The 21,403-nt window shown below is 72.3% G+C and carries 26 protein-coding genes; 14 read left to right on the top strand and 12 right to left on the bottom strand.

The window, feature by feature from the left end; translation table 11 throughout:
- On the bottom strand, positions 1 to 1,617 hold the full coding sequence (locus tag ACLJQZ_RS35165; protein WP_410624350.1) for a CocE/NonD family hydrolase: 1,617 nt from the start codon (positions 1,615 to 1,617) through the stop codon (positions 1 to 3).
- A gap of 87 nt (positions 1,618 to 1,704) precedes the next feature.
- Positions 1,705 to 2,283: a TetR/AcrR family transcriptional regulator gene (locus ACLJQZ_RS35170; protein ID WP_410624352.1), complete on the bottom strand. Its 579-nt coding sequence runs from the start codon at positions 2,281 to 2,283 to the stop codon at positions 1,705 to 1,707.
- A gap of 70 nt (positions 2,284 to 2,353) precedes the next feature.
- Between ACLJQZ_RS35170 and ACLJQZ_RS35175 the strand changes: the two genes are divergently transcribed.
- Positions 2,354 to 3,328: a ketopantoate reductase family protein gene (locus tag ACLJQZ_RS35175; protein WP_410624353.1), complete on the top strand. Its 975-nt coding sequence runs from the start codon at positions 2,354 to 2,356 to the stop codon at positions 3,326 to 3,328.
- A gap of 144 nt (positions 3,329 to 3,472) precedes the next feature.
- Here ACLJQZ_RS35175 and ACLJQZ_RS35180 read toward each other — a convergent pair whose 3' ends face one another.
- The 3 genes from ACLJQZ_RS35180 to ACLJQZ_RS35190 form a co-directional block, all read right to left on the bottom strand.
- Positions 3,473 to 4,813, bottom strand: coding sequence for an NtaA/DmoA family FMN-dependent monooxygenase (locus ACLJQZ_RS35180; RefSeq protein ID WP_410624355.1), 1,341 nt, complete (start codon positions 4,811 to 4,813; stop codon positions 3,473 to 3,475).
- 11 nt (positions 4,814 to 4,824) lie between these two features.
- Positions 4,825 to 6,027 (bottom strand): LLM class flavin-dependent oxidoreductase, encoded by a 1,203-nt coding sequence (locus tag ACLJQZ_RS35185; protein ID WP_410624356.1) that lies wholly within the window; start codon positions 6,025 to 6,027, stop codon positions 4,825 to 4,827.
- A 178-nt stretch (positions 6,028 to 6,205) separates the two neighbouring features.
- Entirely contained in the window at positions 6,206 to 6,382 is a 177-nt protein-coding gene (locus tag ACLJQZ_RS35190; protein WP_326953773.1) for a CsbD family protein, read from the bottom strand.
- A gap of 178 nt (positions 6,383 to 6,560) precedes the next feature.
- Between ACLJQZ_RS35190 and ACLJQZ_RS35195 the strand changes: the two genes are divergently transcribed.
- The 4 genes from ACLJQZ_RS35195 to ACLJQZ_RS35210 all read left to right on the top strand — a co-directional run bounded on the left by ACLJQZ_RS35195 (position 6,561) and on the right by ACLJQZ_RS35210 (position 9,184).
- Positions 6,561 to 7,061, top strand: coding sequence for a YbaB/EbfC family nucleoid-associated protein (locus ACLJQZ_RS35195; protein WP_328648808.1), 501 nt, complete (start codon positions 6,561 to 6,563; stop codon positions 7,059 to 7,061).
- A gap of 22 nt (positions 7,062 to 7,083) precedes the next feature.
- Positions 7,084 to 7,419 carry a hypothetical protein gene (locus tag ACLJQZ_RS35200; protein ID WP_410624359.1) on the top strand — a complete coding sequence of 112 codons (336 nt, stop codon included), beginning with the start codon at positions 7,084 to 7,086 and terminating at the stop codon, positions 7,417 to 7,419.
- Entirely contained in the window at positions 7,416 to 8,540 is a 1,125-nt protein-coding gene (locus tag ACLJQZ_RS35205) for a hypothetical protein (protein ID WP_247051245.1), read from the top strand. Before ACLJQZ_RS35200 ends, ACLJQZ_RS35205 begins: the two co-directional genes overlap by 4 nt.
- A gap of 116 nt (positions 8,541 to 8,656) precedes the next feature.
- Positions 8,657 to 9,184 carry a hypothetical protein gene (locus tag ACLJQZ_RS35210; RefSeq protein WP_410624361.1) on the top strand — a complete coding sequence of 176 codons (528 nt, stop codon included), beginning with the start codon at positions 8,657 to 8,659 and terminating at the stop codon, positions 9,182 to 9,184.
- 284 nt (positions 9,185 to 9,468) lie between these two features.
- Here the strand turns inward: ACLJQZ_RS35210 and ACLJQZ_RS35215 are convergent, their stop codons facing one another.
- The gene (locus ACLJQZ_RS35215) at positions 9,469 to 9,774 is read right to left on the bottom strand and encodes a hypothetical protein (protein WP_410624363.1); all 306 of its coding nucleotides are present in this window, start codon (positions 9,772 to 9,774) and stop codon (positions 9,469 to 9,471) included.
- A 288-nt stretch (positions 9,775 to 10,062) separates the two neighbouring features.
- On the opposite strand from ACLJQZ_RS35215, the gene ACLJQZ_RS35220 reads away from it, so the two are divergent.
- Both ACLJQZ_RS35220 and ACLJQZ_RS35225 read left to right on the top strand, forming a co-directional pair.
- Positions 10,063 to 10,713, top strand: a complete 651-nt coding sequence (locus ACLJQZ_RS35220; RefSeq protein ID WP_410624364.1) for a carboxylesterase family protein — start codon at positions 10,063 to 10,065, stop codon at positions 10,711 to 10,713.
- 111 nt (positions 10,714 to 10,824) lie between these two features.
- Complete coding sequence (locus ACLJQZ_RS35225; RefSeq protein WP_410624366.1) at positions 10,825 to 11,994, top strand: LLM class flavin-dependent oxidoreductase; 1,170 nt, start codon at positions 10,825 to 10,827, stop codon at positions 11,992 to 11,994.
- Between the two features lie 13 nt (positions 11,995 to 12,007).
- On the opposite strand, the gene ACLJQZ_RS35230 is transcribed toward ACLJQZ_RS35225, so the two are convergent.
- Positions 12,008 to 12,451 carry an SRPBCC family protein gene (locus ACLJQZ_RS35230; RefSeq protein ID WP_410624368.1) on the bottom strand — a complete coding sequence of 148 codons (444 nt, stop codon included), beginning with the start codon at positions 12,449 to 12,451 and terminating at the stop codon, positions 12,008 to 12,010.
- 69 nt (positions 12,452 to 12,520) lie between these two features.
- Positions 12,521 to 13,294, bottom strand: coding sequence for an isocitrate lyase/phosphoenolpyruvate mutase family protein (locus ACLJQZ_RS35235; protein ID WP_410624370.1), 774 nt, complete (start codon positions 13,292 to 13,294; stop codon positions 12,521 to 12,523).
- Positions 13,295 to 13,345: 51 nt separating this feature from the next.
- Here ACLJQZ_RS35235 and ACLJQZ_RS35240 point away from each other — a divergent pair, with 51 nt between their 5' ends.
- Positions 13,346 to 14,422 carry a Dyp-type peroxidase gene (locus ACLJQZ_RS35240; RefSeq protein WP_410624371.1) on the top strand — a complete coding sequence of 359 codons (1,077 nt, stop codon included), beginning with the start codon at positions 13,346 to 13,348 and terminating at the stop codon, positions 14,420 to 14,422.
- On the opposite strand, the gene ACLJQZ_RS35245 is transcribed toward ACLJQZ_RS35240, so the two are convergent.
- Positions 14,403 to 15,500 carry a S1 family peptidase gene (locus ACLJQZ_RS35245; protein ID WP_410624373.1) on the bottom strand — a complete coding sequence of 366 codons (1,098 nt, stop codon included), beginning with the start codon at positions 15,498 to 15,500 and terminating at the stop codon, positions 14,403 to 14,405. The two genes, ACLJQZ_RS35240 and ACLJQZ_RS35245, sit on opposite strands and share 20 nt — an antisense overlap.
- 350 nt (positions 15,501 to 15,850) lie before the next feature.
- Here ACLJQZ_RS35245 and ACLJQZ_RS35250 point away from each other — a divergent pair, with 350 nt between their 5' ends.
- Positions 15,851 to 17,458, top strand: a complete 1,608-nt coding sequence (locus tag ACLJQZ_RS35250) for a hypothetical protein (RefSeq protein WP_410624375.1) — start codon at positions 15,851 to 15,853, stop codon at positions 17,456 to 17,458.
- Position 17,459: 1 nt separating this feature from the next.
- Here ACLJQZ_RS35250 and ACLJQZ_RS35255 read toward each other — a convergent pair whose 3' ends face one another.
- On the bottom strand, positions 17,460 to 18,068 hold the full coding sequence (locus ACLJQZ_RS35255; protein WP_410624376.1) for an LUD domain-containing protein: 609 nt from the start codon (positions 18,066 to 18,068) through the stop codon (positions 17,460 to 17,462).
- Positions 18,069 to 18,156: 88 nt separating this feature from the next.
- On the opposite strand from ACLJQZ_RS35255, the gene sigJ reads away from it, so the two are divergent.
- Complete coding sequence (sigJ, locus tag ACLJQZ_RS35260; RefSeq protein ID WP_410624377.1) at positions 18,157 to 19,041, top strand: RNA polymerase sigma factor SigJ; 885 nt, start codon at positions 18,157 to 18,159, stop codon at positions 19,039 to 19,041.
- A gap of 3 nt (positions 19,042 to 19,044) precedes the next feature.
- On the opposite strand, the gene ACLJQZ_RS35265 is transcribed toward sigJ, so the two are convergent.
- Positions 19,045 to 19,761, bottom strand: coding sequence for a transporter substrate-binding domain-containing protein (locus ACLJQZ_RS35265; RefSeq protein WP_410624379.1), 717 nt, complete (start codon positions 19,759 to 19,761; stop codon positions 19,045 to 19,047).
- Positions 19,762 to 19,885: 124 nt separating this feature from the next.
- Between ACLJQZ_RS35265 and ACLJQZ_RS35270 the strand changes: the two genes are divergently transcribed.
- The 4 genes from ACLJQZ_RS35270 (at position 19,886) to ACLJQZ_RS35285 (ending at position 21,206) form a co-directional block, all read left to right on the top strand.
- The gene (locus ACLJQZ_RS35270) at positions 19,886 to 20,149 is read left to right on the top strand and encodes a GlsB/YeaQ/YmgE family stress response membrane protein (RefSeq protein WP_247051260.1); all 264 of its coding nucleotides are present in this window, start codon (positions 19,886 to 19,888) and stop codon (positions 20,147 to 20,149) included.
- A 111-nt stretch (positions 20,150 to 20,260) separates the two neighbouring features.
- Positions 20,261 to 20,437: a hypothetical protein gene (locus tag ACLJQZ_RS35275; RefSeq protein ID WP_410624381.1), complete on the top strand. Its 177-nt coding sequence runs from the start codon at positions 20,261 to 20,263 to the stop codon at positions 20,435 to 20,437.
- Positions 20,438 to 20,460: 23 nt separating this feature from the next.
- Positions 20,461 to 20,754 carry a hypothetical protein gene (locus ACLJQZ_RS35280; RefSeq protein WP_410624383.1) on the top strand — a complete coding sequence of 98 codons (294 nt, stop codon included), beginning with the start codon at positions 20,461 to 20,463 and terminating at the stop codon, positions 20,752 to 20,754.
- Between the two features lie 50 nt (positions 20,755 to 20,804).
- Positions 20,805 to 21,206 (top strand): hypothetical protein, encoded by a 402-nt coding sequence (locus ACLJQZ_RS35285; RefSeq protein ID WP_410624385.1) that lies wholly within the window; start codon positions 20,805 to 20,807, stop codon positions 21,204 to 21,206.
- A 1-nt stretch (position 21,207) separates the two neighbouring features.
- On the opposite strand, the gene ACLJQZ_RS35290 is transcribed toward ACLJQZ_RS35285, so the two are convergent.
- Positions 21,208 to 21,336 (bottom strand): hypothetical protein, encoded by a 129-nt coding sequence (locus ACLJQZ_RS35290; protein ID WP_326949076.1) that lies wholly within the window; start codon positions 21,334 to 21,336, stop codon positions 21,208 to 21,210.
- Positions 21,337 to 21,403: the final 67 nt, after the last annotated feature.

Below are 21,403 nucleotides of genomic sequence, written 5' to 3' on the forward strand. Positions count from 1 at the left end.
TTACGCGATCGGCACGGTGAGCGTCGACCGGGCACAGTGGACGGTGTAGCGCGTGGCCGTGAACGCCGTCGCCGTCGCGATCGGTTCGCCCGTGCCGGGGTTGCGCGCGTAGCGGGGATGGGCGCCGCCGCTGACCTGCAGCCGCAGCCGGTGCCCGGCGGCGAACCGGTGCGCGCAGGCGCCCAGTTCGAGCGACACCGCGCCGGCGCGGCCGGGATCGAGCCGCCGGAAGACCTCGGTGACGTTGCGGGAGCGGCCGCGCGGGTCGACGTCGCAGAGCCGGACGAACACGTCCGCGTGCGGATTGTCGTTTTCCAGGGCCAATTCCACCCGCGGCGCCCCGATGACCTCCAGCGCCGAGCCGAGCGGTTCGGAGGTGAACGTCAGCACGTCGCGCCGGGCCTCGAGCGCGCGGTTGTCCCGCGCCCCGGCGCCGGCCGACATGTGCCGGCCGCCGACGGCGGGCGTCGGATCGGCCGGGTCGTACCGGAACCCGGTGGACGCGCCTTCGACGTCGGCGGTGTCGCCGAGCCGCCCGTCGGCCCGCGGGTGCAGCACGCGGTCGGTGGTCGCGGGCGGCCACGACGGCAGCGTCCGCCACTCGCCCGCGCCGGTGACGTGCACGCGGACCGGCCGCGGCCGTGCGGGACCGCCGTCGAGGTGCTGTTCGAGCCAAGCCAAGGTCTCCCGGTCGATCACGCGTGCGGCGGCGGCGAGGGTGTCGAGGTGCTTCCACGGCCCGATCGTGAGCGCGACCTCGACGTCTCTTGTGGACAACGCCCGGTACTGCTCGAGGGTCTGGTCGAGGAAGACGTCGTGCCAGCCGCCGACGAGCAGGACCGGGGCCTCGACCTTGGTGAGACTTTCGCTTGCGTCGTAAGCGTTCCAGAAGGAATCGGCTGGATCCGCGTGGGACAGCCACCCGGCGAACCACGGCGCGGCGCCGTCGAGCGCGGTCTCCGTGGCCGCGCCGAGGGGCGTCTCGTGCGTGGCTTTGCGCGCCCGGCGGCCGGACGCCAGCGCCAGGCGCAGCCCGCCGTCGCTCTGGGCGAGCACGGTGGCGCTCCAGCCGAGGAAGTCGGCCAGGGCGAACGCGCCGGTGCCGTACATCGCGCGGGCCATGTCGTGCGGGCCGACGACCACGACGGCGGCCTTGAGCTCGGGCGGCGGGTCGCGCAGCAGGGACCACTGGCTCCAGCCGAGGTAGGAACCGCCCAGGGTGGCGAGGCGGCCGTCGAACCACGGCTGCTCGCGCAGCCAGGCGACGGTGTCCTGGCCGTCGCCGGCCTCCTGCGTCATCGGCTGGAGCACGCCCGACGAGCCGCCGGTGCCCCGGACGCTCTGCACGAGGACGTGGAAACCGCGCGCCGCGAGCATCCGGCCGTGCAGCAGGCTGACCGGCAGCCCGCGGCCGTACGGCGACCGGATCAGCACGGTGCCGCGCGCCCCGGCCCGCGGCTCGTAGTGGTCGGTCACCAGGTCGGCGCCGTCACGGGCGGGCACCCGCAGCCCGCGCGTGATCGTGTACGCCGTGCGCGCCGGCGGCAGCGAGAACACCCGGGTGTGGACGGCCCCGGCCGCGCGGGCGATGAGTCCGGGGGTCGACGGTGCTGGCATGTGCGGCTCCTCGTGCTCGGCCCCGTCAGCGTACCGGAACAGCTATTCCGCCACGGCCCGGCTTCCGGTCCGAACGGTCCGGGATGGCTACTCCGGCCTGGTCAGCCCGTCCAGCACGAGGGTGATGACACCGTCGGCCTCGGCCCGCCAATCGGGGCGGTCGTGGGCCGCGCCGATGCCGTGCAGCGCCATCATGACGGCGCCGGCACCGACGTCGTCGCGGACGGAGCCGCCTTTCACCGCGGCGGCCACCAGCTCGGTGACGGCCTGCTCCAGCGCCTGGCTGCCCTCGGCGAGCGCGCTCGAGCCGGTGGTCATGAGCGTGGCCAGGGTCCGGGCGAGGCCCTGGTGGGCGTCCATGTGGTCGACCATGCCGCGCAGGAAGGCCGCCAACGCCTCCTGCGCGGGGAGGGTGGCCCGCAACCGGCGGGCGCGGTCGCACAACGCGGTGACCTCCTCGTGGTAGACCGCCTCGGCCAGCGCCTCCCGGGTGGGGAAGTGGCGGTACAGCGTGCCGGTGCCCACGCCGGCCAGGCGCGCGAAGTCGTCGAAGCGCAGGTCGAAGAAGCCGCCGGCGTCGAAGACCTCCCGGGCCTTGGCTACTAGGGCGTCGCGGTTGCGCCGGGCGTCGGCGCGCAACGGCTTGTCGGAATCTCGCGTTGACAACCGGACCCGGCCTCCCTAGCTTGAGAAGTGGAGATGACCTCCATTTCCATCCTAGCTCATGAGGTGTGCCTTGCGGATCCTGATGTTCGGCCGCGGCGTGATCGCCACGGTGTACGGGTGGGCCCTGGAACGGGCCGGGCACGAGGTCGAGTTCTACGTCCGGCCGGGCCGCGCGGCGGCGTACGGGGGAGCGGTGGACCTCGACCTGCTCGACACGCGGCGGCGGCCGTGGGGGCAGCGCGTCGTCGAGAAGTGGCCGGTGCGCTATCGCGAGGAACCGGCGCCGGACCACGACTTCGACCTGATCGTGCTGAGCGTGCAGCACCACCGCCTCGCGGAGGCCGCGGCGTTCCTGGCCCCGCGCGTCGGCGCGGCCACCGTGCTGGTCTTCGGCAACCTCTGGGCCGAGCCGACGGCCGCGATCGGCGCGCTGCCCCTCGACCGCGTCGCATGGGGCTTTCCCCAAGCCGGCGGCGGTTTCGGCGCGGACGGCGTGCTCCGCGGGGCGCTGCTGCCGCAGGCCGTCTTCGGCACCCTCGACCGGCCGCCGACCGACCGGGAGCAGGCCGTGCGCCAGGTGTTTCGCGAGGCCGGGTTCCGGCCGCGGGAGAAACCCGACTTCCGCGGCTGGCTGTGGGTCCACTTCGCGTTCAACGCGGGCGTGCACGCGCAGGGCCTGAAGCTGGGTTCGCTGGCCGAGCTGGCCGGGGCGACGGGCGCCTTGCGCGAAGCGCTGCTGACCGGCCGCGAGCTGCTGCCGCTCCTCGAAGCGCGCGGCGTCGACCTGCGACGCCACCGGGGCGGGGTGCTGGGGTTGCGCGCACCCGCCTGGCTGACGGCCCCCGTGCTCGCCTGGCTGACCGCGCACTTCGCGCCGCTGCGCGTGAATTTCGAGGCGCACTCCGACCCCGGGACCGAGGAACCGCGCGAGATCTGCCGGGACACCCTGGCGGAAGCGCGGCGGCTGGGCGTCGCGGTACCCCGCCTGGAAGCGGCGGAACCGACCTTCGCACGCGAAGGGGAGGCCCGTCCTTCGGCGGTGTGAGCCGAGGAGTGTCGGACAAAACCAGTGGCGCTCATCGTCGTCGTGACCGCGCCGGGCGCCGCCGGTGCCGGCCCGCGGATCGTGGGCGGGGCGGCGACCACCACTCCGGCGGCCCGGGGTTTCGTCCCCGGGCCGCCGTCGTGTTCAGGCGTCCAGGCCGAGGTGCTCGCGCAGGGTGGTGCCGGTGTACTCGGTCCGGAACGAGCCGCGTTCCTGCAGCAGCGGCACGACCTTGTCGGCGAACTCGTCGAGCCCGCCCGGCGTGACGTGCGGGACCAGGATGAACCCGTCGCTCGCGTCCGCTTGGACCAGGTCGTCGATCGTGGCGGCGACGGTCGCGGGGGAGCCGATGAACGTCTGCCGGCCGGTGACCTCGATGATCAGCTCGCGGATGGACAGGTTCTTCGCCTCGGCGAGCTGCCGCCACTCCTTCGCGGTGGCCTGCGGGTCGCGGTACATCCGGACGCTGGCCCGGCCGCGCGCGATCGTGTTCTCCCCGAGCACCGGGTCGATGTCGGGCAGCGGGCCGTCCGGGTCGTAGCCGGACAGGTCGGCGTTCCACAGCTGCTCGAGGAACTTGATCGCGGTCTGCCCGCTGACCTGCTGCAACCGGACGACGTGGGCGCGCTCGTGGGCGTCGGCGTCGGTGTCGCCGAGGACGAACGTCGCCGCGGGCAGGATCACCAGCTGCTCGGACGTCCGGCCGTACTTCGCCAGCCGGCCCTTGACGTCGGTGTAGAACGCCTGCCCGGCCTCCAGGGTGCCGTAGCGGCTGAAGATCGCGTCGGCGGTGGCCGCGGCGAACTCGCGGCCCTCGTCGGAGTCGCCGGCCTGGATGATCACCGGGCGGCCCTGCGGGCTGCGCGGCACCGGGAACCGGCCCTCGATGTCGAAGTGCTTGTCGTGGTGGGAAAAGGCGCCCGCGGCGGGATCGCGGAGGAAGACGCCGCTGCCGGCGTCGGCGGCGATCTCGTCGCCGCGCCAGGAGTCGAACAGCTCCCACGCGGTGCGCAGGAACGTCTCGGCGCGGTCGTAGCGCTGGTCCTGCGGGAGGTACCCGGCGCGCCGGAAGTTCTCGCCGGTGAAGGCGTCCCACGACGTGACGACGTTCCAGGCCGCGCGCCCGGCGGAGAGGTGGTCGAGCGAGGCGAACTGGCGGGCCACCTCGAACGGCTCGTTGAACGTCGAGTTGATGGTGCCGGCCAGGCCGAGCCGTTCGGTGACCGCGGCCAGCGCCGAGAGCACGGTGAAGGTGTCGGGGCGGCCGACGACGTCGAGGTCGTAGATCTCGCCGTTCTGCTCGCGCAGGCGCAGGCCCTCGGCGAGGAAGAAGAAGTCGAACTTGGCGCGTTCGGCCGTCTGCGCGAGCCGGACGAACGAGCTGAACTCGATGTGGCTGCCGGCTTCGGGGTCGCTCCACACGGTCGTGTTGTTCACGCCGGGGAAGTGCGCCGCGAGGTGGATCTGCTTGCGGGGCTTGGTCATCGCGGGCCTCCTCAGGCGGCGTAGCGGTTGGCGGGCTTGGCGAGGCCGAGCAGGCCGCGCAGGGTGTCCGCCTCGTACTCGGTGCGGAAGGCGCCGCGGGCGCGCAGCTCGGGGACCAGGCCCCGGGTGATCGCGGTCAGGTCGTGCGGCACCGCGCCCGGCCGTAGCCGGAACCCGGAGAGCCCGGCCGCCTGCCAGTCCAGCAGCAGGTCGGCGAGCCCGGCGGGCGTGCCGGTGAAGACGTGGGCGTCCGAGGTGTACTTCGCGCCGGACAGGTCGTCGAGCCGGGCCAAGCGGTCGGCCGCGGCCCGCTCGGTCTCGTCGAGGAACACGACGACGTCGCCGAACACGTGCAGTGTCTCGGCCGCGCGGCCGGCCCGGTCCTGCTCGTCGCGCACCGCGGTGACGATCTCGCCAGCCTGCGCGCGGTCGAACGGCGTCACGTAGACGACGTCGGCCGAGCGGGCGGCGAGGCGGTAGGGGACCGCGGCGTGCGCCAGCGCGGTGACCGGCGGCTGGCCCTGCGGCGGGCGCGGGGTGATCGACGGGCCCTTGACCTTGAACCAGCGGCCCTCGAAATCGATGTAGTGCAGCTTCTCCCGGTCGACGAACCGGCCGGTCGCGACGTCGCGGATCTCGGCGTCGTCCTCCCAGCTGTCCCACAGCCGGCGCAGGACCTCGACGTAGTCCGCGGCCTCGTCGAACAGGTCGGACAGCGCGCTCGGGACGTCCGGGGTGGTGGAGTCCTCGAGCCGGAACTCGCCGAACTCGCGGCGGCCGAAGTGCCGGTTGTCTGCGGGCCGCCCGGCGACCTGGACGCGGACGCCGGCCCGGCCGCCGCTGACGTAGTCGAGCGTCGCGATCGCCTTCGACAGGTGGAACGGCTCGGTGTGGGTGACGATCGCGGTCGGCACGAGCCCGATGTGCGAAGTCAGCGGCGCGACGCGGGCGGCGATCAGCGCCGCGTCGAGGCGGCCCTGGACGAGATCGGTGCGTTCGCCCGGCCGGTCGAGGTACTGCTCGGTCTGCAGGGCGAGCGAGTCCTCGAGGGTGACGAAGTCCAGCTTGGCCGCTTCGGCCTCGCGGACCAGATCGGCCCAGTACCCCGCGGTGAGCAGCTCACCCGGCCGTGCCCCCGGCTCCCGCCACGCGGCGGGGTGCCACCCGGCACCGTCCAGCGCGACGGCGATCCGTGGTCCGTTCCCTGCTGCCATCCCGGCTTTCCTTCCCTCGTCCCGTGACCTCAGTGTGCGCCGGTTCCCGGTGGCCGGGCCGGAGTGGCCAGGGGGTGGGAAAATGGGAAGTTTCCGGGCGCGGCGGGAATAACCGGGACGTGAAACGGCCGCCGCACTCCGGAGTGCGGCGGCCGTCCCGGGCCGGGGCCCGGGGAGATCAGTCCTTGTGACCCTTCACAGCGTCCTTGACCTTGTCGGCGGCCTGCTTGAGGGCACCCTTGCCCTGCTCGGCCTTGCCTTCGGCCTGCCACTGCTCGTTCCCGGTGGCGTCGCCGACCTTTTCCTTGGCCTGGCCCTTCAGCTCTTCGGCCTTGTGTTCCGCCTTGTCGTTCATCGTCCACCTTTCCTGGGGTGCGATACGGCTACCCGGTGCCGCGGCGGATACACATCGGGCCGGGTGCGGGGGTACGGCCGTCGCCCACTCCGGGGCGAACTTCCGAAAACGGACCGGAACACCCCGCGGATCTGACATCATGCGGGCGGATGTCACCAGACCGCGCAAGGGAGACACGATGTCCGCGCACATGGACGAGCTGATCGCCCAGTTCCAGAACTTCCAGGCGAAGGTTCGCCAGGCCGAGACCCGCTTCGCCGGGGTCGGCGACATGCAGGAGCGGATCGCCCAGGTGGCGACCACCGTGACCTCGCCGGACGGCAACGTCACGGTCGTGGCCGGGGCCGGCGGGACCGTCACCGACCTGCGGCTCGCCGCGGGGGCCACGCACCTCGAAGCGGGCCGGCTGGCGGCGATCATCATGACGACCCTGCGCCAGGCCGTGGCCGGGGCCGTCCAGCAGCAGGCCGGGATCGTGGACGACGCCTTCGGCGACACTCTCGGCGTCAACACGCAGGAGCAGGTGCGCGAGGCCCAGGCCGAAGCCTTCGGAACCACGGCGGAACCCCCTGCGTCGGAGCCCCAGGGGCCGCAGCAGCCCCAGGCCGCACCGCGACGCCGGCCCGCCCCGCGGGACGACGACTACTTCGAAGAGAACACGATCCTCCGCCGCGACTGACCCGACCGAGAGAGCTCCCGCGATGCCAGAAGGAATCCAGACCAACATCGGCGCGATCTCCGCGTACGCCCGGCAGCTGCCGTTCTACGAGCAGGAAGCCGACAAGTTCGGCGCCAAGATCGACGCCGCCGACGTCACGGACGACGCGTGGGGGCTCATCGGCCTGTTCGCGAAGCAGGGCTACACCGACCGGCTCGGCGAACTGCGGTCGCTGCTGACCGATCTGAAGGACGGCGTCGACGGCTTCACCACCAAGCTGACCAAGGCCGCGGAGATGTACCAGGGCATGGAAGACGCCGGCGTCATCACGTTCGGCCGGTACGAGGCGGAGATCGACGCGGTCGGGGAGGGCAAGTGAGCGAGCACAAGAGCATCGCCGACGCGCTGGACGTCCAGCCCTACGACGAGAGCACGGGCGCGAACCTCGACCGCGCGGCGGGTTACGTGCCGGTGGCGGGCACGGCCTACAAGGCGGGCAAGTCCATCGGGGAGCACGCCCAGCAGGCGGCCCAGGCGGGCAACTTCGGCGAGCTGGCCTCCGCGGGCGGCGCGCTGGTCGGCGACGGCGCGAAGTTCGTCGGCGCGGCCGCCGGCGACATGGTCACCTTCGCCATGGACCCGATCGGCTGGCTCGTCAGCCACGGCCTGAACATGCTGCTCGAGCTGGTCCAGCCGCTGCAGGACGCGCTGCACCAGGTCACCGGCGACGGCCCGGCCATCGGGCACGCGTCGGAGAACTTCGTCACCATCGCCCAGGGCTTCGTCGCGCTCGCCGAGGACTTCGAGAAGACCGGCGACACCGCGCTGGCCGAGTGGGTGGACGACGCCGGCAACGCGGCGAAGGAAGCGCTCGGCGACTTCTCCTCGGGCATCCGCGGCGTCGGCTCGGCCGCCGGTTCGGTGGCCGAGGTGCTGCAGATGTGGTCGATGGTCATGGTCGTCATCGAAGAGGTGATCAAGGGGATCATCACCGAGCTGGTGTCCTGGCTGATCACGCTCTGGCTGCCCGCGCTGGCGGCGTCGGTGATCAGCTTCGGCAGCTCGGTGGCCGCCGCGATGACCGCGTCGATCGCCAAGGCCGCCAGCGTGCTGAAGAAGGTGACCGGGTACCTGGGCAAGTTCGGCAAGCTGCTCGACACCTTCATCGAGTTCATGGCGAAGTACTCGACGAAGCTGGTCGAGTTCACCACCAAGCTGCGGGTCGGCGTGATGCCCGGCCAGACCAAGTTCGGTTTCGGCGCGGTCGCCCAGGGCTTCCAGCCGAGCAACCGGGTGCTCACGACGATGTTCGGCACCTCGGCGGGCGCCGGCCCGCTGCTCGCCGGCGCGGGCGTCAAGGCGGGCATCGGCGCGGCGAAGGGTGCCTTCGCCGAAGGCAAGGAAGCTGTCACGCCCGAGGGGGACGAACCGTGGTTCGACAAGAGCGAGATCGGCGGGGACCGGAGTCCGGAGGACACCCGGAAGGACCTGGACATCTAGAGACCCGGGCAGCCGAGCTCCAGGACCGCGCGGAACGCTGGTCGGCCGACGCCCAGGTCCGTCCGGGCTTCCGGGAACGCGTCGAGGGTGTCCTCCGGGACCACTGGCACGAGCCGGTGATCGTGCTGCGCCTGGGGGACACGGACCTGGGTTTCGACGTCCCCGGACGCCGCCACGACGGGACGGTGGCGGGAAAGCGGCTGATCCGCCGGTTCTTCTGGAACATCGCGCGCGGCATCGGCGGCGCGGTCGTGTCCGTCTTCGTCCTGGCCAACGGCGGCGGCGGGGCGGGCCGCCCGTTCCAGCGGGAGATCCGCGTGTCGGGCCCGGCGGACGCCGAGGCGCTCGACCTGACCGACCGCCTCGCCTCGGCGAGCGGACCGTGGCTGGCGTTCTCCCCGACGGCGGTAGCCCTGGTGGACACCGGCTCGACGTACGTCGACCCGGCCGACGCGCCGGCGCCGCGGATCGTCTGGGAGGCCCGGAAACCCGAGGCACCGGAGGTCGGCTTCCGCAAGCAGGAGCTGACCTGGCCGGACGGCTCGGTGTTCCGGTTCCCGCTGCACGGGCGTTCGGAGGAGCAGCACCTGCGGAAGTTCCTGGAGTGGCCGGATGTGGTGCATTGGAACGGCCGCCCGGAGTAGGACGGCCGGAACGTGGGCCTCGGCGACCCGGCCAAGACGGCCGCCGGGGCGCCAACACGCTGTCTGGAGCGGCCGACACGGTGCCCGGAGTGGCCCACACGGCGGCCGAGGTGGCCAACAACCGCGCCTGCAACGGCCAACACGGTGCCCGGAGTGGCCAACACGGCGGCCGCAACGGCCAACACGGCGGCCGGAGTGGTCGACATGGGGGCCGGAGTGGCCAACACGGCGCCTGGAGCGGCCGGCATGGTGCCCGGAGTGGCCGGCGCGGAGTTTCGGGTGGCTTAGCTCTGTGCGGGGGCCGGGTCGGCGAAGTGGAGGCCGTCGCGGCGGTGGCGGGGGCCCAGCTCCTCCGTGAGGATCGTGTCCAATTCTCGGGCGGCCCTGCGCAGCGGCCGGCGGACCGTCCACAGCACGGTCAGTGTGGCGAACACCAGGAGCACCACCGTGACGCCGAGAGCCGTGTCGGCGAGCAGCAGGATCGTCGCCGCCAGGACCAGAATCGGGGACAGCCCGGTGGTCGAGCGGCGGGCGTGGCGCGGGCGGTGCGTCCATGCACGCAAGCCCGCCTGTCGGTGGTGCGTGGTCATCCGTCCTCCACCCCTGCGCTCCGGCGGGTCGCTACGCTGCGTTCCCGCCATTAGCTCCAAAGTGTCGCAGACGAGGGCGTTCGGATGATCAGTCCAGGACGTGGTGTACCCGAAAGACTGTCCCCCATCGCCCGGTAGGCCGTACATGATCGGGCTGAATGCGCAATCAGGTGAGGTGCGTGTCGGAATAGTTCACCGTATCGGGTGATGGTCTACGGATTCCGCGCCGAAACGTCGTCACTCTGAACAGGACTGTTTAACCGCCGCCGCCACGGGCTATCACCGAGTGTGGCCCACCCGCCGGACGCGGTCCGCGCCGGCCGGATCGGCCGCATCCCGGTCCTCTCGGGCGGCGACCACGACGAAGCCCGCTCGTTCGCTGGCGGCGCGGCGATGGCCGACCCGTCCTCGATCACCGAGGCGACCTACCCGCAGCTCGTGCAGGCGGCGTTCGGCGTCCGCGCCGCGGACGTCCTCCGCGAGTACCCGCTGCAGCGGTACCCGACGCCGGTCGAGGCGTTCTCGACGGTGATCACCGACGCGGCGTGGAGCTGTCCCACGCTGGCCGGCGACCAGGCCTTCGCGCGCACGACCAAGGTGTTCCCGTACGAGTTCGCCGAGTCCCACGCACCGAACGTCAACCAGGTCAACGTGCCCGGCATGGCCCAGGGCGCCGCGCACGCCACCGACACGCCGTACCTGTTCGACCTCGGCGGCAAGAACCTGCTCACCGATCCCGCCCAGGCCCGGCACGGGGAGCGGATGGTCGGCTACTGGAGCGGCTTCGCCCGCACCGGGACCCCGGCCGCGCCCGGGGCGGCGGACGCCGTCCCGGGCACCGTCACCTCGACGAGCGTGCTGAGCCTGACGGCCGCCGGTGGGACCGTCGTCGACAGCGGATCCGACCACCACTGCGGTTTCTGGCCGCGGAACCCGTAGCCCGCCGGAAGTACTGCGCCGAACGTGCGACATGAGTAACGGAGCCGTCGCTCTCGGGGACTGACTTCTCAGTGCCATCGAGGAGCAGACCCGAGCAGCCGGAGGCCGTGGATGCAGATCGACCTGTTCAACGAGATCCAGAACCCCCGGCCGTGGCCCGAAGGCCACGAGCAGCTCCGGTTCGGCCAGGCGATCGAACAGGCCGTGCTCGCGGACGAACTGGGCTACGGGTGCTGGTGGCAGGTCGAACACCACGGCGCGGGGGAGTTCAGCCTGTCGTCCGCGCCGGAGCTGATGCTGGCGGCGCTTTCCCAGCGCACCAGCCGGATCCGGCTCGGGCACTCCGCGGTGCTCGCGCCGGGCCGGTTCAACCACCCGATCCGCGTCGCCGAGCGCGCCGCGACGCTCGATCACCTCAGTGGCGGCCGGGTGGAGCTCGGCCTGACCCGCTCGACCCTCCCGGAGTGGCGCCTGTTCGGCATCGAGCCGGACGACGCCCGCGCCCAGACGCAGGAAGCCTTCGAGATGGTGCCGCGGATGTGGACCTCCGAACGGTTCTCCTACGAGAGCGACGCCTACCGCGTCGACGACGTCGCGATCGCGCCGAAACCCTTGCAGCGGCCGCATCCGCCGCTGTGGCAGGCGGCGGCGAGCGCGTCCTCCTTCGAGGAGGCCGGCCGCCGCGGCGTCGGCGTGCTGGGCACGACGATGTGGGAGTCGCTGGAGCGTGCCGGCCGGCTGATCGGCCTGTACCGGGCGGCGGCCGCGCAGTGCACCGACCCGGTCGGCGCGTTCGTCAACAACCAGGTCGGCTTCTTCACGTTCGTGCACTGCGCGGACACCGACGAGGAGGCGATGCGCAACGGCGCCGCCGCGGCCGCGGCCTGGTACACCGTGACGGCGTTGACCTTCTTCGAGGCGGCGACCGAGTTCGTCCGCCTCAACGCCCGCCAGCAGGAGCTGGTGGCGGCTCCGGACGGCGGTGGCCTGACGGGTGAGTTCCTGCGCGGCGAGGCGCAGAACGGCCCGACGGACGCGAACCTGCTGATCGCCCGGATCCTGCAGGGGGAATCGGTGCCGGACGACGAGATCTTCGAGGTGCTGAGCGCGCAGGACTCGCTGATCGTCGGCAGCCCGGACACCTGCCGCAAGAAGCTGCGGGCCTACGCCGATCTGGGCATCGACCGGCTGATGTGCCTGCAGCAGATCGGCGGCATCCCGCACGACAAGGTGCTGAAGAGCATCCGCCTGATCGGCGAGCTGATCCCGGACCTCGCCTGAGCCGCCCTGAGCTTCAGGCGGCGGCGCCGAGGTCGTCGAGCACCGGCGGCAGGCCCTCGGCCAGCATCCGGCGGCGGACCCGCTGCAGCAGGCGGGACATCACGAGCCCGCCGACGCCGTGGAAACCGGTGTGCGAGTAGGTGAAGCGGGTGCCCGCGGCGGTGTCCTCGAGGCGGTAGGTGACGAAGCTCGGCTCGTCGGTTTCCTTGTTGCGCCAGGTGAAACGCAGCAAGGACGGCGCGTCGGCGGCGAGGACCTCGCAGCGGACGACGCCGTCCCAGCCGGGCATGGGCTTGCCGACGAACCGGAACCGCGTGCCGACCTCGGGGACGAACCCCTCGGGGCGGCCGCCCTGGCCGGTGGACGTCCACCGGGGGACCAGGGCCGGGTCGGTCAGCGCCCGCCACACCCGGTCGCGGGGGTGCGGGTACTCGGTGACGATCTCGAACTCGCTCACGGTGGCGTCCTCTCGTTGTTTACAGTCACCGTATCACTTCAGTGACTGTAAACAACGAGGGATCCGGCGTCAGTTCAGCTTGCGGGTGTCGGCGGGCAGGCCACCGCCGCCGTAGACGTCTTCGGCCAGCTTGGCCAGGGCCGTCAGCGCGACGTTCTGGCTCCACGGCCCGTACGAGACCCGGGAGACGCCGAGCTTCTGCGCGACGGCCAGGGGGATCGAGCCCGGGATGCCGATCAGGTTGACCTTGCGCTCACCGAGCGCCTCGACCAGGCGGCCGACCTGGGTCTCGTCGAGCTTGCCGGGGGCGAAGAAGTTCGACGCGCCCGCGTCGAGGTAGGCGCGGCCGCGGGTGATCGCCTCGTTCAGCGCCTCCTCCTGGTCGCCGATCTTGAGGAACGCGTCGGTGCGGGCGTTGAGCACGAAGTCGACGCCGGCCGACTGCGCCGCGGCGACGGCCGCCTCGACCGCCTTGACCGACTCGGCGAGCGGCTTCATCTGGTCTTCGAGGTTCGCCCCGACGGCGCCGGCCTCGATGGCCCGGGCGATGGTGCCGCCCGGGTCGCCGTAGCCGGCTTCGAGGTCGGCGGAGACGGGCAGGTCGCCCGCCGTGCGCACGATCAGGGCGACTTCGGCGATCATCTCGTCGCGCGGGATCTTTTCGCCGTCCGGGTAGCCGCGGGAGGCGGCGATGCCGTGGCTCGGGGTGGCGAGGGCCTGCGTGCCCGGCGTCTCGGCGACGACCTTCGCCGTGATCGCGTCCCAGACGTTGACGACGAGCAGCAGTTCCGGAGCCGCGTGCAGCTCCTGCAAGCGCTTGGCCTTGTCGGCGGTGGAAGTCATGTCCCCCAATGTAGGAGGAGAGCGCGACGGCGGCGAATGCTATCGTCGCGGATGCTTTCGAAAGAGGCCTCGCCGGGTGACGCCGAGGAGATCGCCGGACCCCTCACCCGCGCCGCCATCTTCCTGCTGCTGCGGATCGACTTCGGCGGCGAGGACGTCGTCAAGGACCTGCTGGCGGACCTGCCCGGACTGCGGCGGTCCGTCGGGTTCCGGTCGCTGACCGGCGGCCTTTCCTGCCTGGCCGGGATCGGCTCCGCCGCCTGGGACCGGGTCTACGGCGGTCCGCGCCCGGCCGAGCTGCACGAGCTGCCCGTGTTCAAGGGCGAGCGCCACGAAAGCGTGACGAGCGACGCCGACCTCCTGTTCCACTTCCGCGCCGACCGGATGGACCTGTGCTTCGAGCTGGAGACGCTGATCATGGCGCGGCTGGCCGGCGCGGTCACCGTCGTCGACGAGGTGCAGGGCTTCCGCTACTTCGACGCGCGTGACGTGCTCGGGTTCGTCGACGGCACCGAGAACCCGACCGGGCGCGCCGCCCGCGCGGCCGTGTACGTCGACGACGACGGCGGGTTCAACGGCGGCAGCTACGTCGTCGTCCAGAAGTACCTGCACGACATGACGGCGTGGAACGCGCTGTCCACCGAGGAGCAGGAGCGGGTGATCGGCAGGCGCAAACTGTCCGATGTGGAGCTTTCGGACGCGGAGAAGCCGAGCGACTCCCACATCGCGCTCAACGTGATCACCGACGACGACGGCAACGAGCTGGACATCCTGCGCGACAACATGCCGTTCGGCCGCCCGGCGTACGGCGAGTTCGGCACCTACTTCATCGGCTACGCGAAGTCGCCCGTGGTGATCGAGCGGATGCTGGAGAACATGTTCGTCGGGTCGCCGCCCGGGAACCACGACCGCATCCTCGACTTCTCGACCCCGCACACCGGCGCGTTGCTGTACGTGCCGACGGCGGACTTCCTGGAGGACCCGCCCGAGCCGGAAGCCGCGGAAGAACCGGCAGTGGCACCGGAAGCGGAACCCGAAACAGAACCGGTGCCCGACGACTCGCTCGGCATCGGCGGCCTCCGGGAGACCGCCGCGCCGTCAGCGGGTGTCAGTTGGTTTCGAGAGTGAGGCCGTAGCGGTCCAGCACCTCCCGCACGGGCTGGAAGAACGTGTCGCCGCCGGTCTCGCAGTCACCGGACCCGCCGGACGTCATGCCCTGGGCCTGCACCAGCTTGGTGCCGGACCCCGCGGCGGGACGGCTGACGAACGAGCCGCCCGAGTCGCCGGGTTCGGCGCAGGCGTCGGTGTGCGTGAGGCCGTACACGAGGTTGCCGTCGCCGTAGTTCACGGCCTGGTCGAGCGCCACGACGCGGCCGCACTGCCAGTGGGTGGTGATGCCGGACCGGCAGATCCGGCCGCCGACCGGAACGACGTCCGTGCCGTCGATCCGCACGTCGGTGCCGTCCTCGTGGCGGTCCACCCGCGGCGGCGTCGAAACGGCGTCACTGGTCACCTTGACGGTGCCGTAGTCGTTGTCGGGGAACGACGATTTCGCGACCTTGCCGATGGGGCCGCCGACGCCGCTCACCGCGCCGCCGAGTTCCGTGCAGTGCCCGGCGGTGATGACGAAGTGGACGTCGTTGTCGTTGTAGGCGTTGAACCCGATGGAACAGGCGCCGCCGTTGAAGTAGAGCCCCTGTCCGCCGACGGCGTCCCACAGCGGCCGCGGCGCCCGGTCGACGCGCTCCACCCGCACCGGCGCGCCACCCGCGGTGGCCCAGGCGACCCCTGCCGGGTCGCCGCCCACCACGCTCACGACGACCTCGTTGGCGGGCGCGTCGACGTACCAGCCGGCGACCGAGGCGGGTACGCCGGTGGCTCTGCGATCCAGCGTCGACTGGACGTCCTTCAGCTCGGACGCGCTGTGCCGCACCACTTTCGGCGTCGCCCCGGCGGCGCGGATCTGCGCGGCGCGGGCCGCGTCGGTCGTGCCGACGACCAGGCCGCCGGTGGTGGTGTCCAGCCAGGACAGCCCGAACGCGCTGCCGAGGGAGCCGCCGAGCGCGTGCTGCGCGGCGGCCAGCGCGGCCGGGCCGGCGGCTTCGGTCAACGGTGCGGCGGCCGCCGAGGCCGGGGTCGCGAAAGCGGTGGCCGCGGCCGCGGCGCCGACGAGGGCGGCCACGGTGCGCAGGGGTCGTCGGATCACGGGAACCTCCAGGAGTCACGAGTGCGAGAACCGCACCCGTCAATCGACGTTACGCAGTGCCGGGAAAGCCGGATAGCTGCCATTTGAGTAGGTCTCGCAATTCCCCTTTCCGGCGCAGTGGAACAGGTTCCGGGCTTGTCGATCGTCACTCCTGTGAGTGATCACCGCGGTGGGTGACGCCCCGCCTGGTCGCTTCACGCGCGACAATCCGCGACGATTTTCGCGGCATTCGGGAATTGTTTCTTCGCGGCGAGCCGCCGGTTTCTCACCTGATCGTGGCCGAAACCTGGGTTCGGTAGCAGCCGGGCCCGCGCAGGCTGGGGACGTCTCGAGGACAGGAGGTGGTTGTGGTGAACACGAAGGATCCGGCGCGGGCCCGGCACGAGCGCCTGGAGCGGTGGCACGGGCACCCGGGGGTGCTCGCCGCGGTGGTCGTGGCTTCGCTCGCGACCGTGGCGCTGGGCGTGCCGGCCGGGCTCGGGTTCGGCGGGTTCATGGAGCAGTTCCGGACCATGGCGATCGACAGCATCTTCGACGACCGCGGCGACGCGGACCCGTCGTACGTGGTCGTCTGGGGCACCCTGGGCGTCTTCGGCTGTCTCTTCACGGCCAGCCTCGCCGGCGCCGCCGCGCGGCGCTACCGGGGACGGCCGACAGGGTCTGCGTTCCCGGCCGTCCTGGCGCTGGCCGGAAGCACCGTCGGCGCCGGGGTGTCGGCTCGCGGGTGGCTGCCGCCGCTCGCCGTCGGCACGGCCGTCGACCCGGTGTTCCACCAGGACGAGGCGTGGGGTTTCTGGGGCTGGCTCTTCTACTACGCCGACTGGTGGGTGCCGGCGCTGCTGCTCGTGGTGACCCCGCTGGTGCTCGGCCACGCCGTGACCGGCCGCCGCCCGTACACCGGGATGGTCCGGACCGCGCGATCCCGTCCTCGCCGACCGGCTGCCGGCCCGATGAGGTCCTTCGAGAGTCCGGAGTACGTCGTGATCAAGCTCGTCCGCGGGTTCCTGACCGGTGCCGTCATCGGGGTGACGCTGAGCGCCTTCGTCACCGGCATCATCATCGAAAACGTCCCGCTGATCCTCACGGGCGTCGGACTTCCCTTCGCCTACGGGCTTCTCCTGTTCGTCGCCGGGATGCCGCGGCGGGCGCGGGAGGCGGCGGTCGTGCCGCGCGTGGCGCTCGCGAAGATCGAGAGCCTCCGCGCCGGCGGCACGGAGACGGGTGACGTGCCGGTCAGGTTCGACCTCACGATCGCCCCGCACGGCGAGCCGTCGTTCCGCGCCGAAGCCCGCCTCGACGTCAACCTGGTCGACCTGCCGGGCTACCGGCCGGGTGACGTCCTGGTCGTCGCGTACCCGCCGGACCGGCCGTGGAAGGTCCGGATCGTCAAACCGGACGCGGAATGGGCGCGCCGCGCGGCCGGCGCCACCCTGGCGTCCGCGCCCGAGTCCACTGTGGCCCGGAAGCCGTCGGCGGGCGCCGGGCCCGGCTTTCTCGTCCTCGTCGGGCTCCTGGTCGGCGCGGCCGTGGTCGTCCTGCAGTTCCGCGCCGAGCTGTTCGCCCCGGCGATGGAAGCCTCCGAACCCACCTCGGTCACGTCCTCCTCGGGCTCGGCCACGGTCATTGTCGGCCCGGGACAGTCCCTGGCGGACGCGGGCGAGCTGCGCCGCGCCGTCGACGGTCTGGCGCAGCACGCGGACGTCGCCAAGGTGCTCACCGCGGTCGTCGAGGAGCACCGCCTGTCGGTGGTGTTCGCGCCGACCGGCGTCACGGTCCCGTCGTTCGACCTGCGCGCCCTGCCCGTCGACCGCGTACCGGCTCTGGTGGCGAAGGCCCGGAGCACCCTGGAGGTCGGTGCACCGCAGACGTGGCAGGTGACGGTGGTCCCGTTCGTGGGCCAAGTGACCCTTCGCATCGTGGTCACCGGCCCGGACGGCAGCGCCTCCCTCGGCGGCTGAGTCAGAAGCCGATGGCCTCGCGCAGCAACAGGATCGTGACGCGCCCGGGGCCGTCCGCGTTGAGAACCAGCAGGCGGTTGATCGCGCTCGGCTGGCCGTAGACCGCTTGGGCGCGGGCGCTTTCCAGCGGCAGCGCGTGCTCTTCGAGGCGCCGCAACGCGTTGGCCATGTCGGGGACCACCTTCTGCGCCCCGACGATCCAGATCGCGCGGCCCGCGCCGCCGGCGTAGGCGGGCACCTGGCTGCCGCTGCCCGACGCGACCACCACGGAACCGGTCTCGGTGACCGCCGCGACGCTGCCCACCACGAAGTCGGGCGTGGCGATCAGCCGGCGGATGTCGCCGGCCTGGGTGGCGCGGTCCATCGCCAGGACCCGGGGTTTGACGGCGGCGTACCGGCCGCCGGTGTTGAGGTCCTCCTCGATGCCGGACAGCCGGGTCGTCTCGCTGGCCGAGGTGAACACGCCGGCACCGGCCGGGACGAGCTCGCGGACCCGGCCGCGCGCGGCGGCGACGTCGTCGAGGATCTCCACGGCGAAGCCGTGTTCCTTCAGCGCGGTGGCCGCTCGCTCCAGGCTCTCCGCGGGAGCGGCGGCGGTGAACGGGGTCATGGTTCCTCCTGCGTGGTCGTGTCACAACGAAGCCGTGGGGTTCGTCAGGACTACGACCAGGCAGCACCGCGGAATGTGAGGCGACCCGATGACCCGGCCCGACCCGATCACGAGCGAACGGCGGCACCTGACCGGCCTCGGCTACCGGCTCCTCGGCTCGCTGGCCGACGCCGAGGACGTCGTCCAGGAGACCTTCGCCCGGTGGTACGCCCTGTCCGCGCGGGAGCAGGACGCGATCGCGTCACCCGGGGCCTGGCTGACGACGGTCGCCGGCCGGATCTGCCTGACCCAGCTCGCTTCCGCGCGCGTGCGGCGCGAGGTGTACGTGGGGGAGTGGATCCCGGAGCCGCTGCCGGGGAGCACGGAGTGGATCGGTGTCGTGGACCCGGCCGACCGGGTCACCCTCGACGAGTCGGTCGACATGGCCTTCCTCGTCGTCCTCGAGGCGATGACCCCGGCCGAGCGCGTCGCGTTCGTCCTGCACGACGTCTACCGCTACCCGTTCGCCGAGGTGGCCGGGATCGTCGGCCGGTCGACAGCGGCGTGCCGGCAGCTGGCCTCGTCGGCGCGCCGGCGGATCCAGGCGTCGCGGCCGCCCGTGGCCACCCCGGCCGGGCGGCAGGCGGACCTCGTCCGGAGCTTCAAGGTGGCCTGGCAAGCCCAGGACATCGCGGCGCTGGTCGGCCTGCTCGACCCCGGCGTCACGGCGACCGCCGACGGCGGCGGGCTGGCGACCGCCCGCCTCGAACCGATGTACGGCGGCGAAGCGGTCGCGCGCGCCTGCGCCGCGATCGTGGACGTGCTGCCCGGCATGACCCTCCGGGAGACCACCGTCAACGGCCGGCCCGGCCTGCTCTCCCGGCAGCACGGCGTCACCGTGACGGTGTTCGCGTTCCACGTCGAGGGTGGCCGGATCAAGCACATCTGGGCGGTGCGCAACCCCGAGAAGCTGCGCGCCTGGACGGCGGCCTGAGCGTCAGCGGGCCGGGGGAGCGACGGCGGCGTCCGGCTGGTCCGCGCGCCGCAGCGCGTCGGCGACGAACCCGCTCGCCTTCAGCTCCTCGACGACGTCGTGCAGGAACGCGACGGTCTCCGGGCGGCGGTCCCTGGCCGTGCCGACGGCCTGCTCGATCTGCATGAACCGCTCGGGGACGACCCGGACGCCGGGGTGCGCGGCGGCGTAGGCGGTCATCGGCTGCCGGATGCCGGCCGCGGCTTCGAGGCCCTCGGTCTCGAACGTCGTGACGCCTTCGTCACCGCGTACGACGGTCGCGTGCTCCAGCGTGCGGGAGAGGAACAGGTCGTAGGCGGAGCCCTGCTTAACGCCGATCCGGACGTCCGGCCGGTCGACGTCGGCCGGGGTGGTGAGCGCCGAGTCGCGCGGCACCACGTACACGCCCTCGATGACGACGTACGGCGCGGTGAACGCGACCTCCGTCGCGCGGGCCGGGTCGATCGCCAGGAAACAGAGGTCGGCGGCGCCGGAGGTCAAGGCGTCGAACGACTTCCGCGCCGCGTCGAAGCAGGCGAACTCCACCGGGACGGCCAGCCGCGCGGCGACCTCGCGCGCGAGGTCGACGGTGACGCCGGTGGGCGCGCCCGGGGTGCCCTGGGCGAGCATGGCGTTGCCCAGGTTGATCGAGGCGCGCAGGACGCCGGTCGGGGCGAGGTCTCCGGCGATCGGCGTTCCCATGGCCGGGACCCTAGCGGCGGGCCGGATGAGATCCAGGTCACGTCCACCGCACTCGGCGCGACGCCGCCACGCCCGGCTGCCATCCTGTGCCGTCTGGGTCGAGCATGGATGAGAGGAGCAGTCCGTGGGCATCATCGGCTGGATCGTGCTGGGGCTCATCGCCGGCGTGATCGCGAAGATCCTCATGCCGGGCAAGGACCCCGGCGGCTGCATCATCACGATCCTGCTCGGCGTCGGCGGCGCGTTCGTCGGCGGCTGGGTCGGCAAGACGCTCTTCCACACCGACCTCGGCACGTTCTTCGACCTGCGGACCTGGGGTCTCGCCGTGCTGGGCGCACTGATCATCCTGGTCGGCTACCGCCTGATCTTCGGCAGCCGCCGCGACTGAGGTGCTTGACGCGCAAAGGTAACTGGCTCGCCTTTGCGCATCCGGGTGCCGACCCGGCACGGCAGTCCGCTGCCTCGTCCACCGCCCGGCATTCGGCCCGGAGTCACCTCGATGTACGTGGAGTTCCTCTGCCGCTACGTCCCGGCCCGGGCCGGTGCGGTGGGCGCGCGCACGTCCGCGCTCGACGACGATCTGGCCGGGTTCCCGCCGGCGCTGGTGATGACCGCGGAACTGGACACGATGGCCGCTCACCTCACGAAGGCGTCCGCGACCGTGCGGGAATCGTGAACCGGTGTGCGAGAGTGGCCGATGTGGACGAACCGACCGCGCGTGAACCGGCTTCGGTGGCCGAACTCGCCCAGGTGCGGGCGTGGACGGTCACCGCGTCGAAGGGCTGGTGGCTCACCGCCGAGCGCACCGTCGACGTGCACGGCCGGCGCTGGGTCGTCGGCCTGACGCCGACCGCCGGCGGGGCGACCGCGTTGATGCTCTGGTGCGACGACGTCGTGGTGTCCCACCGGCGTGGCCCCGAAAGGGCGCTCTGCGGGCTCGCGGTGCACTGGGTGACGAACCTCCTCGCGGGCCGGCCCTGGGACGCCGGGTGATCCACTAGAGTGGGTGTCAGCCTGGGGGCCGCTACGCACGAGGAGAAACCGTGGCGACCACCACCACCGAAACACCGCACTGGACGATCGGCACCGCCGGCGACGTCGCCACCTTCACCAGGGTCCGGCCCGCGCCGGGCGGCCCGCGCGTGTGGAGCGGCCGGGGGCTCGCGCTGCCGGAGGCCGACCTGCCCACCTTCGGGAAGGCGCTCGGCGAGGTCATGAAGCTGCCGGTCTACTGGTCGGCGCGGGCCCGGGCCGAGGATCGCTCGGCGGGGGAGCAGGACGTGTGGTCGGCGCCGCGGCACGACCCCGACGACGGTTTCGTGCACATCGCGGGTCCGTGTCACCTGCCGACGGAGCAGCCCGAGGCGGCTTTCACCCTGAGCTTGGTGCACGTCCGCGGCCTGCGCGTCCGGATCGCGGCGTACCTGCGCGATCGGGAGCTGTGACTTAGAAGGCCTGCTTGGCGAGCAGCCGGAACATCAGCCCGGCGACGAGGAGCAGCAGGCCGAGCAGGAAGAGCACGCCGATGCCGAGGACCAGCCCGCTCGCGCCGAGGGTGATGCCGATGATGACCACGAACCGCTCCTTCTTCGCGGGACGCGTCCCGCGTCCGGCCGGAGGCGGGCTACCCTCCCCGTGACCC

It is taken from the genome of Amycolatopsis sp. cmx-8-4 (assembly GCF_046548675.1).
GTDB lineage: Bacteria > Actinomycetota > Actinomycetes > Mycobacteriales > Pseudonocardiaceae > Amycolatopsis.

Bases quoted from the DNA above. Each gene is read 5' to 3' on its own strand.
- ACLJQZ_RS35190 (WP_326953773.1), bottom strand. From the start codon at position 6,382: ATGAACGACAAGGCGGAACACAAGGCCGAAGAGCTGAAGGGCCAGGCC.
- ACLJQZ_RS35200 (WP_410624359.1), top strand. From the start codon at position 7,084: ATGCCAGAAGGAATCCAGACCAACATCGGCGCGATCTCCGCGTACGCC.
- ACLJQZ_RS35265 (WP_410624379.1), bottom strand. From the start codon at position 19,761: ATGGGAACGCCGATCGCCGGAGACCTCGCCCCGACCGGCGTCCTGCGC.
- ACLJQZ_RS35215 (WP_410624363.1), bottom strand. From the start codon at position 9,774: ATGACCACGCACCACCGACAGGCGGGCTTGCGTGCATGGACGCACCGC.
- ACLJQZ_RS35165 (WP_410624350.1), bottom strand. From the start codon at position 1,617: ATGCCAGCACCGTCGACCCCCGGACTCATCGCCCGCGCGGCCGGGGCC.
- sigJ (WP_410624377.1), top strand. From the start codon at position 18,157: ATGACCCGGCCCGACCCGATCACGAGCGAACGGCGGCACCTGACCGGC.
- ACLJQZ_RS35255 (WP_410624376.1), bottom strand. From the start codon at position 18,068: ATGACCCCGTTCACCGCCGCCGCTCCCGCGGAGAGCCTGGAGCGAGCG.
- ACLJQZ_RS35185 (WP_410624356.1), bottom strand. From the start codon at position 6,027: ATGGCAGCAGGGAACGGACCACGGATCGCCGTCGCGCTGGACGGTGCC.
- ACLJQZ_RS35225 (WP_410624366.1), top strand. From the start codon at position 10,825: ATGCAGATCGACCTGTTCAACGAGATCCAGAACCCCCGGCCGTGGCCC.
- ACLJQZ_RS35195 (WP_328648808.1), top strand. From the start codon at position 6,561: ATGTCCGCGCACATGGACGAGCTGATCGCCCAGTTCCAGAACTTCCAG.
- ACLJQZ_RS35235 (WP_410624370.1), bottom strand. From the start codon at position 13,294: ATGACTTCCACCGCCGACAAGGCCAAGCGCTTGCAGGAGCTGCACGCG.
- ACLJQZ_RS35240 (WP_410624371.1), top strand. From the start codon at position 13,346: ATGCTTTCGAAAGAGGCCTCGCCGGGTGACGCCGAGGAGATCGCCGGA.
- ACLJQZ_RS35275 (WP_410624381.1), top strand. From the start codon at position 20,261: ATGTACGTGGAGTTCCTCTGCCGCTACGTCCCGGCCCGGGCCGGTGCG.
- ACLJQZ_RS35180 (WP_410624355.1), bottom strand. From the start codon at position 4,813: ATGACCAAGCCCCGCAAGCAGATCCACCTCGCGGCGCACTTCCCCGGC.